We start from the raw sequence: 17787 nt of genomic DNA, 5'->3' as shown, positions 1-17787 counted from the left end.
TAGGTATAACATGCGAACTGGTAGGAAATAGTAATATAATGGAGGATGAAGATGGTATCTCATCAATAAAAAAGCAAGGTGAAATGTTATTTAGCAAAAGCCTTGTCTTTTTTTGATATTATATATCTTCTCCATTTATCATTTTTATCCTGCCATGACTGCGAAGTTTAGTCAAATTGGGCTAAGGGGTGAAGGATTTAATGTTCAATCCTGTTCCGGTGGGCAAAAGAGTCAGGTATAGCTATGCAAAAATTAAAGAAGTACTGGACATGCCTCATCTTCTTGATATTCAAAGAAATTCCTATGAGTGGTTTTTGAAGGAAGGTTTACAGGAAATCTTCCACGATATTTCACCTATTCAGGATTTTACAGGAAACTTAGTGTTATCGTTTGAAGCTTTTAACTTAGGTGAAGCAAAATACGATGTTGATGAATGCAAAGAACGTGATGTCACGCATTCTGCACCACTAAGAGTAAATGTACGATTGATTAATCGTGAAACAGGCGAAATAAAAGAACAAGAAGTGTTTATGGGCGATTTTCCGTTAATGACTGATACTGGTACGTTCATTATTAACGGTGCGGAACGTGTTATTGTAAGTCAGTTAGTACGTTCTCCAGGAGCGTACTATGGTGAAACGATTGATGCTAGTGGTAAAAAATTGTACAATGCTACGGTAATTCCGAATCGCGGTGCGTGGCTAGAATTAGAAACAGATGCGAATGATGTTATTTCGGTACGAGTTGATAGAACTCGTAAGTTACCTGTAACTGTATTGATTCGTGCATTAGGCTATGGGTCTAATACGATGATTTCAGAATTATTTGGTGACGATGTTCGTATTAAAGCGACTTTAGAACGCGATAATACGGATTCAAGAGAAGAAGCCTTGGTTGAAATCTATAAAAGACTTCGTCCAGGTGAACCTCCAACTGTAGATAATGCTACCCAATTATTAGAATCATTATTCTTTGATCCAAAACGTTATGATTTAGCTACGGTTGGTCGTTATAAATTGACGAAAAAATTAGGTTGGAAGAGACGTTTGATGGGTAAAACTCTTTATCAGCCTATTGTTGATAAAGAAACAGGGGAAATCATTCTTCCAGCAGATACTGTTGTTACTGAAAGTATGCTAGAAGAGCTTGATGAAGTTAAATTATTTGAAGCAGATCAAGTAATTGAAATTAAAATTAAGGATAAAGAAGGTAATCCAATCAAAATGATTTGTTCGCCTACTTTACCGTATAAACATAGAACAATTACAAAAGAAGATATTATTGCTTCAATTAACTACTTATTAAACTTAATGGATGGGTTCGGCAATACTGATGATATCGATCATCTAGGGAATAGACGTGTTCGTTCTGTTGGTGAATTGTTGCAAAATCAATTTAGAATTGGTTTATCCAGAATGGAACGTGTCGTAAAAGAACGTATGACAATTCAAGACGTTGATGTAATTACCCCTCAGGCTTTAATTAACATCCGTCCAGTTGTAGCTGCGATTAAAGAATTCTTTGGTTCCAGCCAGTTGTCACAGTTCATGGACCAACATAATCCATTAAGTGAATTGACACATAAACGCCGTTTAAGTGCATTAGGTCCTGGTGGTTTAAGTCGTGAACGCGCGGGCTTCGAAGTTCGTGACGTCCATCACTCTCACTATGGCCGTATGTGTCCAATTGAAACACCAGAAGGTCCTAACATCGGTTTGATTGGTTCGCTTTCTACTTATGGTAGAATTAATGAATTTGGTTTTATTGAAACTCCATATCGTAAAGTAGATAAAGTAAATCGCAAAGTTACAGATGATGTTCGTTATCTAACTGCCGATGAAGAAGATGAAATGATTGTTGCACAGGCAAACCAAGAATTAAATGATGATGGATGGTTTGCTGATGAGCGCGTTACAGCGCGTTATAAACATGATACATTACTCGTTCCGGGGGAAAGCGTAGACTATATGGACGTTTCGCCAAAACAAGTTGTATCTATAGCAACGGCAATGATTCCTTTCCTTGAAAACGATGATGCGAATCGTGCCTTAATGGGGGCGAACATGCAACGTCAAGCGGTACCGTTACTTCGTACACAAGCTCCGATTGTTGGAACTGGTATGGAATATAAAGCTGCTTGCGATTCAGGGGTAATGATTCTTGCTAAAAATTCTGGTGTGGTTGAAAAAGTAACAGCAGATGAAATTCATATTCGCACTGAAAAAGGTGCGTTAGATATTTATAAAATGCAAAAGTACCTTCGTTCTAACCAAGGTACTTGCATTAATCAGCGTCCAATTGTTCATAAAGACGATGTAATTGTAAAAAAACAAGTTCTTGCTGATGGTCCGGCGACTGACAATGGAGAATTAGCTCTTGGTTATAATGTGTTGGTAGCATTTATGCCTTGGGAAGGTTACAATTACGAGGATGCGATTTTACTTAGTGAAAAATTAGTAAAAGAAGATATCTATACTTCCATACATATTGAAGAATATGAATGTGATGCTCGTGATACAAAACTTGGGCCAGAAGAAATTACACGTGATATTCCAAATGTAGCTGAAGAAGCTTTACGTGATTTAGATGATCGCGGTATTATCTGCATTGGTGCTGAAGTTCGTCCAGGAGATATCTTAGTAGGTAAAGTAACGCCGAAAGGCGAAACTGAGCTTACGGCGGAAGAACGGTTACTTCGGGCAATTTTCGGTGAAAAAGCTCGTGAAGTACGTGATACATCACTTCGTGTACCACATGGAGAAGCTGGTAAGATTGTTGATGTTAAGGTGTTCAGTCGTGAAAATGGTGACGAATTGCCACCAGGAGTAAATCATCTTGTACGTTGTTATATTGCACAGAAACGTAAGATTTCTGTCGGCGATAAAATGGCCGGTCGCCATGGTAATAAAGGGGTTGTTTCACGTATTATGCGTGAGGAAGATATGCCGTTTTTACCAGATGGAACGCCAGTACAGATTGTACTTAACCCATTAGGTGTACCTTCGCGTATGAATATTGGTCAGGTACTTGAAACTCACTTAGGTATGGCAGCTCGTGCGCTTGGTATGCAGATTAAAGCTGGTGATCCTACAGTAGAAACTAGATTACGTGACTTAGGTTATGATATAGATAAAAATGGTATGCCGGTACCTGATGTTGCGGGTATTCATATTTCAACCCCAGTATTCGACGGCGCGAAAGAGACAGAAGTGTTTTCAACGTTAAAAGCAGCAGGGCTTCGTGATGATGGTAAAACGATTCTTTACGATGGTCGTACAGGAGATCCATTTGATAACCCTGTAACTGTTGGCTGTGTTTATATGTTAAAATTGGCGCATTTAGTTGACGATAAGATTCATGCTCGGTCAACTGGTCCATACTCCTTAGTAACGCAACAACCATTGGGTGGTAAAGCTCAATTTGGTGGACAACGTTTTGGGGAAATGGAAGTTTGGGCATTAGAAGCTTATGGTGCTGCTTATACATTGCAAGAAATCTTAACAGTAAAATCTGATGATGTCGTCGGACGTGTTAAGACGTATGAAGCGATCGTAAAAGGCGAAAATATACCAGAACCAGGTGTACCAGAATCATTTAAAGTATTGATTAAAGAGCTACAAAGTATCGGACTTGACATTAAAGTATTAACTGAAGATGCGCAAGAAATTATGATTCGTGATACAGATGAAGATATTAATGAAACAGCAAAACAATTAGATTTAAATGTGGATGGCGTACAACCAAAGCCACCAACGGAGCCAGCTTTAAAACCTGAGGCATATAACGATGATGCTGAAGGAAATGAAGAGGCTGAACCTGATACAGCTGATTTAGATATTATTGCTGAACTTGGAAAATTCCCGAATGATGAGAATTTGGACGATGAAGATGCTGATGTATCTTTAGAAATTGATGATTTAGTCGAAGATGACTTCGAATAATAGAAGGGAGTGACACCCCCTTGTTGGATGTAAACAATTTTGATTCGATGCGTATAGGTTTAGCTTCGCCAGAAAAGATCAGAGAATGGTCACATGGTGAAGTGAAAAAACCAGAGACAATTAATTATCGTACATTGAAACCAGAACGTGAGGGTTTATTCTGTGAAAAAATTTTTGGACCAACACGTGACTGGGAATGTCATTGCGGTAAGTATAAACGTATTCGTTATAAAGGTATTATTTGCGATCGTTGCGGTGTTGAAGTTACGCGTTCGAAAGTACGTCGTGATAGAATGGGGCACATTGAACTTGCTGCCCCAGTATCGCATATTTGGTATTTCAAGGGCATACCAAGTCGCATGGGATTGATTCTAGATATATCACCTAGATCATTAGAAAAAGTTTTATATTTTGCTTCTTATATCGTACTTGATCCTGCAGATACTCCTTTGATAAAAAAACAACTTTTAACAGAAAATGAGTATCGTGAAAACCGAGATAAATACGGTGCAGCATTTAAAGTTGGTATGGGTGCTGAATCTATTAAAAAGCTTCTTGCTGAACTTGATTTAGAAAAAATGAGCAAAGAATTACGTCAAGAATTAAAAGAAGTGAGCGGGCAACGTAAAATTCGTGCGATTCGTCGCTTGGAAGTAGTTGAAGCTTTCCGCAAATCTGGCAATAAACCAGAGTGGATGATCATGGATGTTGTACCAGTAATTCCACCGGAATTACGTCCAATGGTTCAACTAGATGGTGGCCGTTTTGCTACTTCTGATTTAAATGATTTATATCGTCGTGTTATTAATCGTAATAATCGTTTAAAACGGTTACTTGATTTGGGTGCACCCGATATTATTGTTCGTAACGAAAAAAGAATGTTACAAGAAGCGGTGGATGCATTAATCGATAATGGTCGTCGTGGCCGTCCAGTAACAGGCCCAGGAAATCGTCCGCTTAAATCTTTGAGCGATATGCTTAAAGGTAAACAAGGGCGTTTCCGTCAAAACTTACTTGGTAAACGTGTTGACTATTCTGGTCGTTCCGTTATCGTTGTTGGACCGGAACTTAAGTTACATCAATGTGGTTTACCTAAAGAAATGGCACTTGAATTATTCAAGCCATTTGTAATGAAAAAATTAGTGAATGCTGGTCACGCACATAATATTAAGAGTGCAAAACGTATGGTGGAAAGAATTAGGCCAGAAGTTTGGGATGTACTTGAAGAAGTTATTAAAGAGCATCCAGTACTTTTAAATCGTGCACCAACGCTTCATAGATTAGGAATTCAAGCATTTGAACCTGTACTTACAGAAGGGCGTGCGTTAAAATTACATCCACTTGTATGTACTGCTTACAATGCCGATTTTGATGGTGACCAAATGGCGATCCATTTACCACTATCAGCAGAAGCACAAGCAGAAGCACGTATCTTAATGCTTTCCGCACACAATATTCTTTCGACGAAAGATGGTCGCCCAGTTGCTGTTCCTACGCAGGATATGGTACTTGGAGCGTACTATTTAACAATTGTTAAACCAGGTGCTTTAGGTGAAGGCAAAGTAATGACTGGCATTAATGAAGCATTGCTTGCTTATCAACATAAAGAATTATCATTGCAAGCGCAAATTAAAGTGCGCGTTGAAGGTTATGGTATGGTTAACACCACGCTTGGCCGTATGATCTTTAATGAAAGCTTGCCACCAGAAATTCGTTATTATTATAAGGATGATAATGAGGAATGGTGCTTAGGTATTCTTATGGATAAGAAAAACCTTGGTAAACTTGTTGGTAACTGTTACCGTAACTTTGGTAATGCAAAAACTGCAGAAGTTATTGACCGTGTAAAAAATCTTGGTTATTCTTATGCTTGTCGTGCTGGTATGACAGTTGCGATTGCCGACATCAAAATTCCGAAAGAGAAGAAAGAAATTCTTGCAAATACGGAAGCACAAGTTAATTCGATCGAAAGACAATATCGTCGTGGACTCATCACCGATGATGAAAGATATAACAAAGTTATCAGCTTATGGACGAAAGCTACAGATGATGTAACAAAAGCCATGATGGATAACTTGGATAGATTTAATCCGATTTACATGATGGCTAACTCTGGAGCCCGCGGTAATATCCAACAGATGCGTCAGCTCGCTGGTATGCGCGGACTTATGGCGGATCCATCAGGTAAAATTATCGACTTACCAATTAAAGCAAATTTCCGTGAAGGATTAACGGTATTAGAGTACTTTATTTCTACGCATGGTGCTCGTAAAGGACTTGCGGATACAGCGCTTAGAACAGCCGATTCTGGATATTTGACACGTCGTCTTGTTGACGTTGCACAAGATGTAATTGTTCGTGAAGATGATTGTGATATTGTAGGTATCAATTTAGTTCGTGAACGTGCGAAATTGGCAAACTCTACAAGTGGAGCAATTGAGTTCTTAAAAGACTCTTTATTAGGACGCTTGCTTGCAGCGGAAGTAACTGATCCGAAAACGGGCGAAGTAATCATTCCTATTGAAACAGTGCTTGATGAAGAAAAGCTTAAACTGATTGCTGAACATTCAATTCCTGAAATCGTTGTACGTGGTACTTCTTATGAAGGAGATATCAGCAATGCAACGACAACAGAAACAATCACATTAGGTGCGCCAGAAGAACATGTTCGTGAGACAATCAAAAAATCAATGATTCGCGAAATGCTTGGTAAAAATACAACAAGTGCTGTATTTGATCAAAATGAAAATGAAATTGTACCTGCAAATGTACCGCTTACAGAAGATCATATTGAAGCAATTCTAGCTAGCGATGCAAAAGAGGTACGAGTTCGTAACAATAATATTCGCGGTATTGAAGTTCAGGCAATTATGGAAGGTGCTGCTGTTATTGAACACTTAAAAGATCGTATTGCCGGTCGTGTTCTTGCAGAAGATATTGTTGAGCCTGAAACAGGAGAAGTTATTGCAGCAATTAATCAAGCAGTAGATGAAGATTTAGCAGAACGTATTTGTAAAGTACGTAAAAAAGTAAAAATTCGTTCTGTACTTACTTGTAAGTCACAATTTGGTGTATGTATCAAATGTTATGGGCGTAATTTGGCAACAGGTCATCAGGTGGATGTCGGTGAAGCGGTTGGTATTATCGCAGCTCAATCTATCGGTGAACCTGGTACACAGCTTACAATGCGTACGTTCCATACGGGTGGGGTAGCCGGTGACGATATTACACAAGGTTTGCCACGTGTCGAAGAGTTATTTGAAGCTCGTAAACCGAAACGTCAATCCATCATTGCTGAAATTGATGGTCGCGCTGAAGTTAAAGATACAAAAGGGATGCGCAAAGTAACTATCTTCCCAGAAACTGGCGAAGAACGTGTTTACCAAATTCCTTACGGTGCACGCATTATTGCGAAAGACGGACAAATGGTAGAAGCTGGAGATAGACTTACAGAAGGATCTATCAATCCACACGATATTCTAAGGGTTTGTGGTTTAAAGGCTACACAACGTTACTTAGTATATGAAGTACAAAAAGTATATAAATCTCAAGGTGTTGAAATTAATGATAAACATATTGAGGTTATGGTTCGTCAAATGCTTCATAAAGTTAAAGTTGAAGAATCTGGTGATACGGATTTCTTACCTGGTGAATATATTGATGTAAACAACTTTGAGACTGAAAATGCAAAAGCAATTGAAGTTGGCGGAGAACCCGCAGTTGCTAGACCAATTTTACTTGGTATTACAAAAGCTTCTCTTGCTACTGATTCCTTCTTATCTGCAGCATCATTCCAAGAAACAACACGTGTTCTTACTGATGCAGCAATAAAGGGTAAAGTTGATCCATTGCTCGGCTTAAAGGAAAATGTTATTATCGGTAAATTAGTACCAGCTGGTACGGGCATGACACGTTATCGTAATATTAATGTTGTAAAAAATCATCCATCACAAGATGAAGTTGTTGCAACTGAAGAATAAGAAAAGAGGACGATTTTCGTCCTCTTTTTTCTTTTATAAAGAATTAATAGGAATTTGTTGCTTTCATATTATGAAAATTTTAAAATCTTTCTTTTAATATAGATGTAGATTAATAATAGACGATTAAAAAAATTAAAAAATAGAAATAAAAGGTATAATTTTCTGGATTTTTGTTATAATGAATTAATGACACACCACGCACCGTGTACTTAAAAATATTGATTAAATAAGTGTTGACAATGATTATTTCAAATGGTATTATATACGAGTGCCAGAAATGAGAAGAATCATCTGTGAAACACGGGAGTGAAAATTATGGCGCTTAATCGTTTGAAGAATGCGAATCGGGTTATTGGCATCAAGCAAGTCACAAAATCTATTAATAAAGATGTAGTAGAAAGTGTTTTTTTAGGAAATGATGCTGATGCGCGTGTAATTGTTCCGCTAAAAAATTTATGCGAAGCGAAAAATATTCTTTTTTCTGAAGAATATACGATGGCTGAACTTGGTGAAGCCTGCAAAATTGAAGTTGGGGCAGCGGCGGTCGCTATTCTAAAGTAATTTTGTTAAAAATTTCAACTCTTTTATAAATTGAGTTGAAGTTATTAAATAATGAATCTTTATTTTGAGGAAGGAGGTGCATGTATGCCTACAATTAGCCAATTAATACGTAAAAGTAGAGAAAGTATGACGAAGAAATCCACAGCGCCAGCTTTGAAAGAATGTCCACAAAAGCGCGGTGTGTGTACGAGAGTATATACAACTACTCCTAAAAAACCTAACTCTGCATTAAGAAAAGTCGCAAGGGTTCGTTTAACTAATAGCATTGAAGTAACTGCATATATCCCTGGTATTGGTCACAATCTTCAGGAACATAGCGTTGTATTGATTAGAGGCGGCAGGGTAAAAGATTTACCAGGTGTTCGTTATCATATCGTTCGCGGTGCTTTAGATACTGCTGGTGTTCAAAATCGAATGCAAGGTAGATCTAAATACGGTGCGAAACGCGCTAAACAAAAAAAATAATTTGAAGATAATTTCCAATAGGAGGGATTCATATGCCAAGAAAAGGTGCTGTGCCAAAACGTGACGTGTTACCAGATCCGGTGTATAATTCCAAAGTCGTAACTAAGTTTATTAACAAAGTTATGTTATCTGGTAAAAAAAGCGTTGCAGAAAAAGTTGTTTATGATGCATTTGAAAGTATCAGAGCAAAAACTGGTAAAGATCCATTAGAAGTGTTTGAAACTGCTTTGAAAAATGTAATGCCAGTATTAGAAGTTCGTGCTCGTCGTGTCGGCGGTGCTAACTATCAAGTTCCAGTAGAAGTTCGTCCTGATCGTCGTATGACATTAGGTATTCGTTGGGTTGTGAACTACGCTAGACTACGTGGTGAAAAAACAATGAATGAAAGATTAGCTGCTGAATTAATGGATGCTGCGAATAATACAGGAGCAGCAATTAAGAAAAAAGAAGATACTCATAAGATGGCTGAAGCTAATAAAGCATTTGCTCATTATCGCTGGTAGTATCTAAATAGAATTTTATCTCTATACTTAATTAAGGAGCGATGTAATAGTGGGTAGACAGTTTCCACTTGAAAAGACTCGGAACATTGGTATTATGGCTCATATAGATGCCGGAAAAACCACTACTACTGAACGTATTCTATTTTACACTGGGAAAGTGCACAAGATTGGTGAAACTCATGAAGGTGCGGCAACTATGGACTGGATGGCGCAGGAGCAAGAAAGAGGTATTACCATTACTTCTGCTGCTACTACTTGCCAATGGCTAGATCATCGCATTAACATCATTGACACACCAGGACACGTGGACTTTACAGTTGAGGTAGAACGTTCGTTGAGAGTGCTTGATGGTTCTGTTGCTGTATTCTGTGCAAAAGGTGGAGTTGAACCTCAATCTGAAACAGTATGGCGTCAAGCAGATAAATATCATGTTCCACGTATGGCTTACGTAAATAAAATGGATATCTTGGGTGCGGATTTTTACCGTGTTCTTGATATGATGAAAACTCGCTTAAATGCTAATCCAGTAGCACTTCAATTACCAATCGGTTCTGAAGAAGATTTTATTGGTATGGTTGATTTGATTAAAATGGATGCTATCATCTATTCAGATGAACTTGGTAAAGTGAGTGAAGAAGTAGCAATTCCTGATGAAATGAAGGAAAAGGCTGAAGAGTATCGTCAAATCTTATTGGATGCTGTTGCAGAATCTGATGATGAGTTGATGATGAAATATCTTGAAGGCGAAGAATTAACAACAGAAGAAATTAAAGCGGCTGTTCGTAAAGCTACAATTGATTGCAAAATGACTCCTGTTCTTTGTGGTTCTTCCTACAAAAATAAAGGTGTTCAACCGATGCTTGATGCAGTAATTGAATATATGCCATCTCCACTTGATATTCCAGCTATTAAAGGTGTTAATCCTGATAGCGGTGAAGAAGATCATCGTGAAGCTAGTGACGAGATTCCATTCTCTGCTTTAGCGTTTAAAATTATGGCTGACCCTTATGTTGGTAAATTGGCGTTCTTCCGTGTGTACTCTGGTACAATCGGTTCTGGTTCTTATGTGTTTAACTCCACAAAAGGCAAGAAAGAACGTATTGGTCGTATCTTACAAATGCATGCGAATCGTCGTGAAGAAATCGAAATGGTTTACAGTGGTGATATTGCGGCAGCCGTTGGTTTAAAAGATACTACAACAGGTGATACTCTTTGTGATGACAAAGCACCTATCATTTTAGAATCCATGGAATTCCCAGACCCTGTTATTTCGGTTGCTGTTGAACCAAAAACAAAAGCCGATCAGGAAAAAATGGGTATTGCACTTGCAAGACTTGCTGAGGAAGATCCTACATTCCGTATGGCTACCGACCAAGAAACAGGTCAATGTATCATTTCCGGTATGGGTGAACTTCATCTTGATATCATTGTTGACCGTATGCTTCGTGAATTCAAAGTGGATTGTAACGTAGGTAAACCACAAGTTGCTTATCGTGAAACGATCCGTAAAACAGTTAAATCTGAAGGAAAATTTGTTCGTCAATCTGGTGGTCGTGGTCAATATGGTCATTGTTGGCTTGAACTTGTTCCTCAAGAACCTGGTGTAGGATTTAGCTTTGAAAATAAGGTTGTCGGTGGGGCGATTCCTAGAGAATATATCAGTCCAATCGAAGCTGGTGTAAAAGAAGCTATGGAAAACGGTGTTGTTGCTGGTTATCCAATGGTTGATATTAAAGTTATTGTTTATGATGGTTCTTATCATGATGTTGACTCTTCAGAAATGGCGTTCAAAATTGCTGGTTCCATGGGCTTTAGAGCTGGTGCTCAAAAAGCATCTCCAGTACTTTTAGAACCATATATGAAAGTTGAAGTTGTTGTTCCAGAAGAGTATATGGGCGATGTTATCGGTGATATCAACTCGAGACGTGGCCGTATAGAAGGAATGGAACCACGCGCAGGTGCTCAAGTAGTAAATGCATTCGTTCCACTTTCTGAAATGTTTGGTTACGCAACAGACCTACGTTCTAAAACACAAGGTCGTGGTAATTACTCTATGGAAATTTCACATTATGATGAAGTTCCTAAAAATATATCAGAAGCTATTACAGCTAAAAACAAAGGCGAATAAGGGAGGATTTTTTAACAATGGCAAAACAAAAGTTTGAAAGAAGTAAACCACATGTAAACATTGGTACAATTGGTCACGTTGACCATGGTAAAACTACTTTAACTGCTGCAATTACAAAAGTATTAGCAGAAAAAGGCGGCGCTGATTTCATGGATTACTCCATGATCGATAAAGCTCCAGAAGAAAGAGAACGTGGTATCACAATCAACACTTCCCACGTTGAGTATGAAACTGAGAAAAGACATTATGCTCACGTTGACTGCCCAGGCCATGCTGACTATGTAAAAAACATGATCACTGGTGCTGCGCAAATGGATGGTGCTATCTTAGTTGTAAGTGCTGCTGATGGTCCTATGCCACAAACTCGTGAACATATTCTTCTTTCCCGTCAAGTAGGCGTACCTGCTATGGTTGTTTTCTTAAACAAAGCAGATATGGTTGATGATGAAGAACTTATGGAATTGGTAGAAATGGAAGTTCGCGAACTTCTTTCCAGCTATGACTTCCCTGGTGATGACATTCCTGTAATCACTGGTTCAGCTCTTAAAGCTCTTGAAGGTGATGCAACTTATACAGCTAAAATTTTTGAATTAATGGATGCTGTTGATGAATACATCCCAACTCCAGTTCGTGATACTGATAAAACTTTCTTAATGCCAGTCGAAGACGTTTTCACAATCACTGGTCGTGGTACAGTAGCTACTGGCCGTGTTGAACGTGGAGAAGTTAAAGTTGGCGATGTTATTGAAATCGTTGGTATGAACGATGAACCTAAATCAACTACTGTAACAGGTGTTGAAATGTTCCGCAAATTGCTTGATAGTGCAGTTGCTGGTGATAACATTGGTGCATTACTTCGTGGTGTTGATCGTAAAGAAATCGAACGTGGTCAAGTACTTGCAAAACCAGGTTCAATTAAACCTCACACTAAATTCAAAGGTGAAGTTTACGTTTTATCCAAAGAAGAAGGCGGACGTCATACTCCTTTCTTCACTAACTATCGTCCACAGTTCTACTTCCGTACAACTGACGTTACTGGCGTAGTTAACTTACCAGAAGGTGTAGAAATGGTTATGCCTGGTGATAACATTCAAATGTCAATCGAACTTATCACTCCAATCGCTATTGAAGAAGGTCTTCGTTTCGCTATTCGTGAAGGTGGCCGTACAGTAGGCGCTGGCGTAGTAACTTCCATTGAAGCATAATTATAGTCTTAGCTTTATAGGGGCGACAGAAGTCGCCCCTATAAAAAAGGCTTTTGGTACCCCAAATGCGATGACGTGGAAGATTGCTTATCATTGATAAGGGAACTTGCGCGGAGAAATGTCCGTTCTAGAAAAGGGCGATAAGGAGGAAATTAAATTGCCAAAACAACAAAAAATTAGAATTCGTTTAAAAGCATACGACCATAAAGCACTTGATCAAAGCGCGGTGAAAATTGTTGAAACTGCAAAAAGAACAGGTGCAATGGTATCTGGTCCAATTCCACTACCTACGGAGAAAAAAATCTTTACAATCCTACGTTCTCCACATGTTAATAAAGACTCCCGTGAGCAATTTGAAATGCGCACACATAAACGTCTAATTGACATTTTAGAACCAACTTCCAAAACTGTAGATGCTTTAATGCGCTTAGATTTGCCAGCTGGTGTGGATATCGAGATTAAATTGTAAGAGGAGGTGGAATAAATGGCTAAAGCAATTATAGGTAAAAAACTTGGTATGACACAGATCTTTACTGAAGAAGGCAAAGTAGTTCCTGTAACTGTTGTTGAATCCGGTAAAAACTTTGTTGTTCAAAACAAAACTGTTGAAAACGATGGATATAATGCGGTACAATTAGGTTTTGGTACTGTTAAAGATAAAAAAGTTACGAAACCAATGAAAGGTCATTTCACTAAAGCTGGTGTAACTCCTGTAAAATTTATTCGTGAAATGCGCTTAACTGATGCTTCTGAATATAAAGTCGGTGATGTTATCGGCGTTGACATATTTAGTGCTGGTGAATTGATTGATGTAACTGGTACTGCAAAAGGTAAAGGCTTTGCTGGCGGTATCAAACGTCACAATTTCAGACGCGGACCTATGGGGCATGGCTCCAAGTCACATCGTGAACCAGGTTCAACTGGTGCAATGATCAGTGGTGGCGGCGGTAGAGTACTAAAAGGTAAAAAATTACCAGGCCGCATGGGTGCTCATAAAGTAACAATTCAACGTTTAAGCATTGTTAGAGTAGATGCTGAACGTAATTTAGTTTTAATTAAAGGTGCTATTCCTGGACCTAAGGGTAGCTTCGTAGTGATAAGAAATACTGTAAAACCTAAGAAATAAGCTCTTGTAGCTCGAAAGGAGGATGTGCTATATTATGCCTAAAGTAGCAGTCTATACAATCGCAGGCAAAGAGGCCGGCGAGTTAGAATTAAATGAAAGCGTATTTGGCGTAGAAGTGAATGAAGCTCTTGTTCATCAAGCTGTGGTAATGCAACTTGCAAGCCAACGTCTTGGTACTCATGCAACAAAAACTAGAGGTTTAGTACGTGGTGGTGGCCGTAAGCCTTGGAAACAAAAAGGTACAGGTCGTGCTCGTTCAGGAAGTACTCGTTCCCCAATTTGGGTAGGCGGTGGTACAGTTTTTGGACCAACACCTCGTTCTTATGCATTCAGAATGCCTCGCAAACAACGTCGTTTAGCAATTAAATGTGCGTTATCTTCAAAAGTACAAAATGGTGAATTAGTGGTAGTTGACAGCATTGATTTTGCAGCACCTAAAACTAAAAACGTTGTACAAATGATGAAAGATTTTGGTTTTGATAAGAAAGCTCTTATCATTACAGCTGATATGATTGAAAACGTGGAGAAATCTTCCCGTAATATTCCTGGTGTAAAAGCTATTAGTTCTTGTGGGCTTAATGTTTATGATATCTTAAATCATAATAAGCTTTTCATTACTAAAGATGCAGTTACCCGCATTGAGGAGGTACTTGCGTAATGGCAAATGCACGTGATATTTTAATCCGTCCACTTGTAACTGAAAAGTCCACTGCTTTAATGCAAGAAGGTAAATATACTTTCGTTGTAGCAAAGGGTGCTAACAAGATTGAAATCGGCGCAGCTGTCGAAGAAATCTTCAAAGTAAAAGTTGCAAGTGTAAACACAGTTCGTGTTTTAGGAAAAACAAAACGTATGGGGCGTACTCAAGGTAAACGCCCAGACTATAAAAAAGCTATTGTTAAACTTGCTCCAGGAGAAAGCATTGAATTCTTCGAAGGCGTATAATAGCTGATTTTTTGGAAAAGGAGGTAACCCAATGGCAGTAAAAAGTTTTAAACCATATTCTGCAGGTAGAAGATTTATGACAGTAGCTAGTTTCGATGAAATTACTACTGATAAACCAGAAAAATCTCTTGTTGTATCGCTTAATAAAACTGGCGGTCGTAATCAACAAGGTCGTTTAACTGTAAGACATCAAGGCGGCGGTCATAAACGTCGTTATAGAATCATTGACTTCAAACGTAATAAGGATGGTATTGTTGCAAATGTTGCAACAATTGAATATGATCCTAATCGTTCAGCGCGTATTGCACTTTTAAACTATGTTGACGGTGAAAAACGTTATATCTTAGCTCCAAACGGTTTAAAAGTTGGAGATAAAGTTGTAAGTGGTCCTGATGCTGATATTAAACCAGGTAATGCATTACCTATTAAAAATATTCCAGTTGGTACTATGCTTCATAACATTGAGTTGAAAATCGGTAAAGGTGGACAGTTAGTTCGCTCTGCTGGTACAGGTGCTCAATTAATGGCGAAAGAGGGAGATTATGCACTGCTTCGTATGCCATCAGGTGAACTAAGAAAAGTTCACATCAACTGCCGTGCAACAATCGGTCAAGTTGGTAATCTTGAACATGAAAATATTACAATTGGTAAAGCAGGCCGTAATCGTTGGAAAGGCGTTCGCCCAGAAAACCGCGGTGTTGCAATGAACCCTAATGACCATCCACATGGTGGTGGTGAAGGCCGTAGCCCAGTTGGTCGTAAAAATCCAGTTACTAAATGGGGTAAATGTGCTATGGGTGCTAAAACTCGTCGTAAAAAAGCTTCTGACAAACTTATTGTTAAAGCTCGCACGAAATAATAAATAATTAAAACACATTTTATACGAGCAGCATCGCTGCCTTGCGAAAGGAGGATACATCGTTGTCAAGATCGATTAAAAAAGGACCTTATGTGCATGAAAGCGTAGTGAAAAAAATTGACGCTATGAATGATGCTAATGAAAAAAAGGTTATAAAGACTTGGTCACGTAGTTCTACTATTCTTCCTAGTTTTGTTGGTCATACTATTGCAGTACATGACGGACGTAAACATGTACCTGTTTATGTAACAGAAGATATGGTAGGTCACAAACTTGGTGAATTCGCACCGACTCGTACATTTAAGGGTCATTCTGGCGAAGAAAGACGTACATCACTTAAGTAGTTTTGCCGAAAGGAGGCTAATCTGTGGAAGCTAAAGCAGTTGCAAAATATATTCGTATTACGCCTCGTAAAATTCGTATTGTCATGAACTTAATCCGTGGCAAAAACGTTGCAGAAGCGTTTGCGATTTTAAAATTCACACCAAAAGTTGGTGCTGATGTAATAGAAAAAGTGTTAGGCTCAGCGGTAGCAAATGCTGAACATAACTTTGATATGAATGTTGATAAATTATACGTTGCAGAAGCATATGTAGATCAAGGACCTACATTAAAACGCATTCATCCACGTTCCCGTGGGCAAGCGTTTAAAATCCTAAAACGTTCCAGTCATGTAACAGTTGTTGTAAAAGAAAGATAAGAAGGAGGGAAACGAATTGGGTCAAAAAGTTAATCCACATGGCTTACGTCTTGGTGTTGTAAAAACATGGGATGCTAAGTGGTATGCTGATAAAGATTATGCAAATAATTTGCATGAAGATATAAAAGTTCGTAAGTATTTGAAAGAATCACTTCGTACTGCGGGCGTATCAAAAATTGAAACTGAACGTGGACAAAATCGTTTAAAATTAACGATTCACACAGCGAAACCAGGTATGGTTATCGGTCGTGGCGGTTCAGGAATTGAAACTATTAAAAAAGGCTTAAAAAAATTAACAACTAAACACGTTGATATCAATATTGCTGAAATTAAACAACCTGATCTTGATTCAACATTAGTTGCTGAAAATATTGCAGCTCAATTAGAACGTCGTATTGCGTTCCGTCGTGCGATGAAGCAAGCTGTTGGTCGTACAATGCGTATGGGCGCGAAAGGTATTAAAGTAATGGTAGGCGGTCGTTTAGGCGGTGCTGAAATTGCAAGAAGTGAATCTTATCGTGAAGGTAGTATTCCACTTCATACTTTAAGAGCTGACATTGATTACGGTACTGCTGAAGCACATACAACTTACGGCTTAATTGGCGTAAAAGTATGGATTTTCAAAGGTGAAGTTTTACCAGAAGTAAAAAGACCTGCTGCTGCCGAAGTGGAAGGGAGCGAAGCATAATGTTATTACCAAAAAGAGTGAAACACCGTAAACAGTTCCGTGGTCGTATGAAAGGTAAAGCGCTAAGAGGTAACACAGTAAGTCATGGTGAATTTGGCTTACAAGCGCTTGAACCAGCATGGATTACAAATAGACAAATTGAAGCTGCACGTATTGCGATGACTCGTTACATCAAACGTGGTGGTAAAGTTTGGATTAAAATATTCCCTGATAAGCCTGTAACTGCAAAACCTGCTGAAACTCGTATGGGTAGTGGTAAAGGTTCACCTGAATACTGGGTAGCAGTAGTAAAACCAGGTCGTATCATGTTTGAAATGGATGGCGTTGCTGAAGAAGTAGCTAAAGAAGCTATGCGTCTTGCAGCACACAAACTTCCTATTAAAACAAAATTCGTAACAAAAGCACAATCAATAGCGCAGGCGAAAGCGCAAGCGGAGGGCGGTGAAGTAAATGAAGGTTAATGATATACGCGATATGAGTGCTGGTGAACTTAACCAAAAACTTGCTTCCCTAAAAGAAGAATTATTTAACCTCAGATTTCAACTTGCTACTGGTCAGCTTGAAAATCCAATGCGTATCAAAGAAGTAAAGAAAACGATTGCCCGTATTAAGACAATCCAACGTGAGCAAGAGTTAAAAGCTGAGCAAGCGTAAGGATTTCGACGGCTAGAATGATATGCAACGGA

The 17787-nt window shown here is 38.7% G+C and carries 17 protein-coding genes; all 17 read left to right on the top strand.

What is annotated here, in order from left to right:
• The first annotated feature begins 200 nt into the window (after positions 1–200).
• A complete protein-coding gene (rpoB, locus tag P3F81_RS09350) occupies positions 201–3941 on the top strand; it encodes a DNA-directed RNA polymerase subunit beta (protein WP_147670302.1) in 3741 nt (1246 codons plus the stop codon).
• 20 nt (positions 3942–3961) lie between these two features.
• Positions 3962–7921, top strand: a complete 3960-nt coding sequence (gene rpoC / locus P3F81_RS09345) for a DNA-directed RNA polymerase subunit beta' (RefSeq protein ID WP_147670304.1) — start codon at positions 3962–3964, stop codon at positions 7919–7921.
• Positions 7922–8236: 315 nt separating this feature from the next.
• The gene (locus P3F81_RS09340; protein ID WP_147670306.1) at positions 8237–8482 is read left to right on the top strand and encodes a ribosomal L7Ae/L30e/S12e/Gadd45 family protein; all 246 of its coding nucleotides are present in this window, start codon (positions 8237–8239) and stop codon (positions 8480–8482) included.
• 84 nt (positions 8483–8566) lie between these two features.
• Positions 8567–8947: a 30S ribosomal protein S12 gene (rpsL, locus tag P3F81_RS09335; protein WP_147670308.1), complete on the top strand. Its 381-nt coding sequence runs from the start codon at positions 8567–8569 to the stop codon at positions 8945–8947.
• Positions 8948–8979: 32 nt separating this feature from the next.
• On the top strand, positions 8980–9450 hold the full coding sequence (gene rpsG, locus P3F81_RS09330) for a 30S ribosomal protein S7 (protein WP_147670310.1): 471 nt from the start codon (positions 8980–8982) through the stop codon (positions 9448–9450).
• 49 nt (positions 9451–9499) lie between these two features.
• On the top strand, positions 9500–11578 hold the full coding sequence (gene fusA / locus P3F81_RS09325) for an elongation factor G (RefSeq protein WP_147670312.1): 2079 nt from the start codon (positions 9500–9502) through the stop codon (positions 11576–11578).
• Positions 11579–11595: 17 nt separating this feature from the next.
• The gene (gene tuf, locus P3F81_RS09320; protein WP_147670314.1) at positions 11596–12783 is read left to right on the top strand and encodes an elongation factor Tu; all 1188 of its coding nucleotides are present in this window, start codon (positions 11596–11598) and stop codon (positions 12781–12783) included.
• Between the two features lie 157 nt (positions 12784–12940).
• Complete coding sequence (gene rpsJ / locus P3F81_RS09315; protein WP_309320343.1) at positions 12941–13252, top strand: 30S ribosomal protein S10; 312 nt, start codon at positions 12941–12943, stop codon at positions 13250–13252.
• A gap of 15 nt (positions 13253–13267) precedes the next feature.
• Complete coding sequence (gene rplC / locus P3F81_RS09310) at positions 13268–13909, top strand: 50S ribosomal protein L3 (protein ID WP_147670318.1); 642 nt, start codon at positions 13268–13270, stop codon at positions 13907–13909.
• A gap of 34 nt (positions 13910–13943) precedes the next feature.
• The gene (gene rplD, locus P3F81_RS09305; RefSeq protein WP_147670320.1) at positions 13944–14567 is read left to right on the top strand and encodes a 50S ribosomal protein L4; all 624 of its coding nucleotides are present in this window, start codon (positions 13944–13946) and stop codon (positions 14565–14567) included.
• Positions 14567–14854, top strand: coding sequence for a 50S ribosomal protein L23 (gene rplW, locus P3F81_RS09300; RefSeq protein WP_147670322.1), 288 nt, complete (start codon positions 14567–14569; stop codon positions 14852–14854). The genes rplD and rplW overlap by 1 nt, the downstream gene beginning before the upstream one ends.
• 31 nt (positions 14855–14885) lie before the next feature.
• Positions 14886–15713 (top strand): 50S ribosomal protein L2, encoded by an 828-nt coding sequence (gene rplB, locus P3F81_RS09295; protein ID WP_147670324.1) that lies wholly within the window; start codon positions 14886–14888, stop codon positions 15711–15713.
• A gap of 62 nt (positions 15714–15775) precedes the next feature.
• Positions 15776–16057: a 30S ribosomal protein S19 gene (rpsS, locus tag P3F81_RS09290; RefSeq protein WP_147670326.1), complete on the top strand. Its 282-nt coding sequence runs from the start codon at positions 15776–15778 to the stop codon at positions 16055–16057.
• A gap of 23 nt (positions 16058–16080) precedes the next feature.
• A complete protein-coding gene (rplV, locus tag P3F81_RS09285) occupies positions 16081–16413 on the top strand; it encodes a 50S ribosomal protein L22 (RefSeq protein WP_147670328.1) in 333 nt (110 codons plus the stop codon).
• A gap of 16 nt (positions 16414–16429) precedes the next feature.
• Positions 16430–17101 (top strand): 30S ribosomal protein S3, encoded by a 672-nt coding sequence (gene rpsC / locus P3F81_RS09280; protein ID WP_147670330.1) that lies wholly within the window; start codon positions 16430–16432, stop codon positions 17099–17101.
• The gene (gene rplP, locus P3F81_RS09275; RefSeq protein WP_147670332.1) at positions 17101–17562 is read left to right on the top strand and encodes a 50S ribosomal protein L16; all 462 of its coding nucleotides are present in this window, start codon (positions 17101–17103) and stop codon (positions 17560–17562) included. Before rpsC ends, rplP begins: the two co-directional genes overlap by 1 nt.
• Complete coding sequence (rpmC, locus tag P3F81_RS09270; RefSeq protein WP_147670335.1) at positions 17552–17755, top strand: 50S ribosomal protein L29; 204 nt, start codon at positions 17552–17554, stop codon at positions 17753–17755. The genes rplP and rpmC overlap by 11 nt, the downstream gene beginning before the upstream one ends.
• Positions 17756–17787 lie beyond the last annotated feature (32 nt).

The sequence above is a fragment of the Selenobaculum gibii genome (assembly GCF_030273445.1).
Taxonomy (GTDB): Bacteria; Bacillota; Negativicutes; order ICN-92133; family ICN-92133; genus Selenobaculum; species Selenobaculum gibii.
Note: the sequence above shows the minus strand (reverse complement) of the source record. Positions and strands in the feature narration are given on the sequence as shown.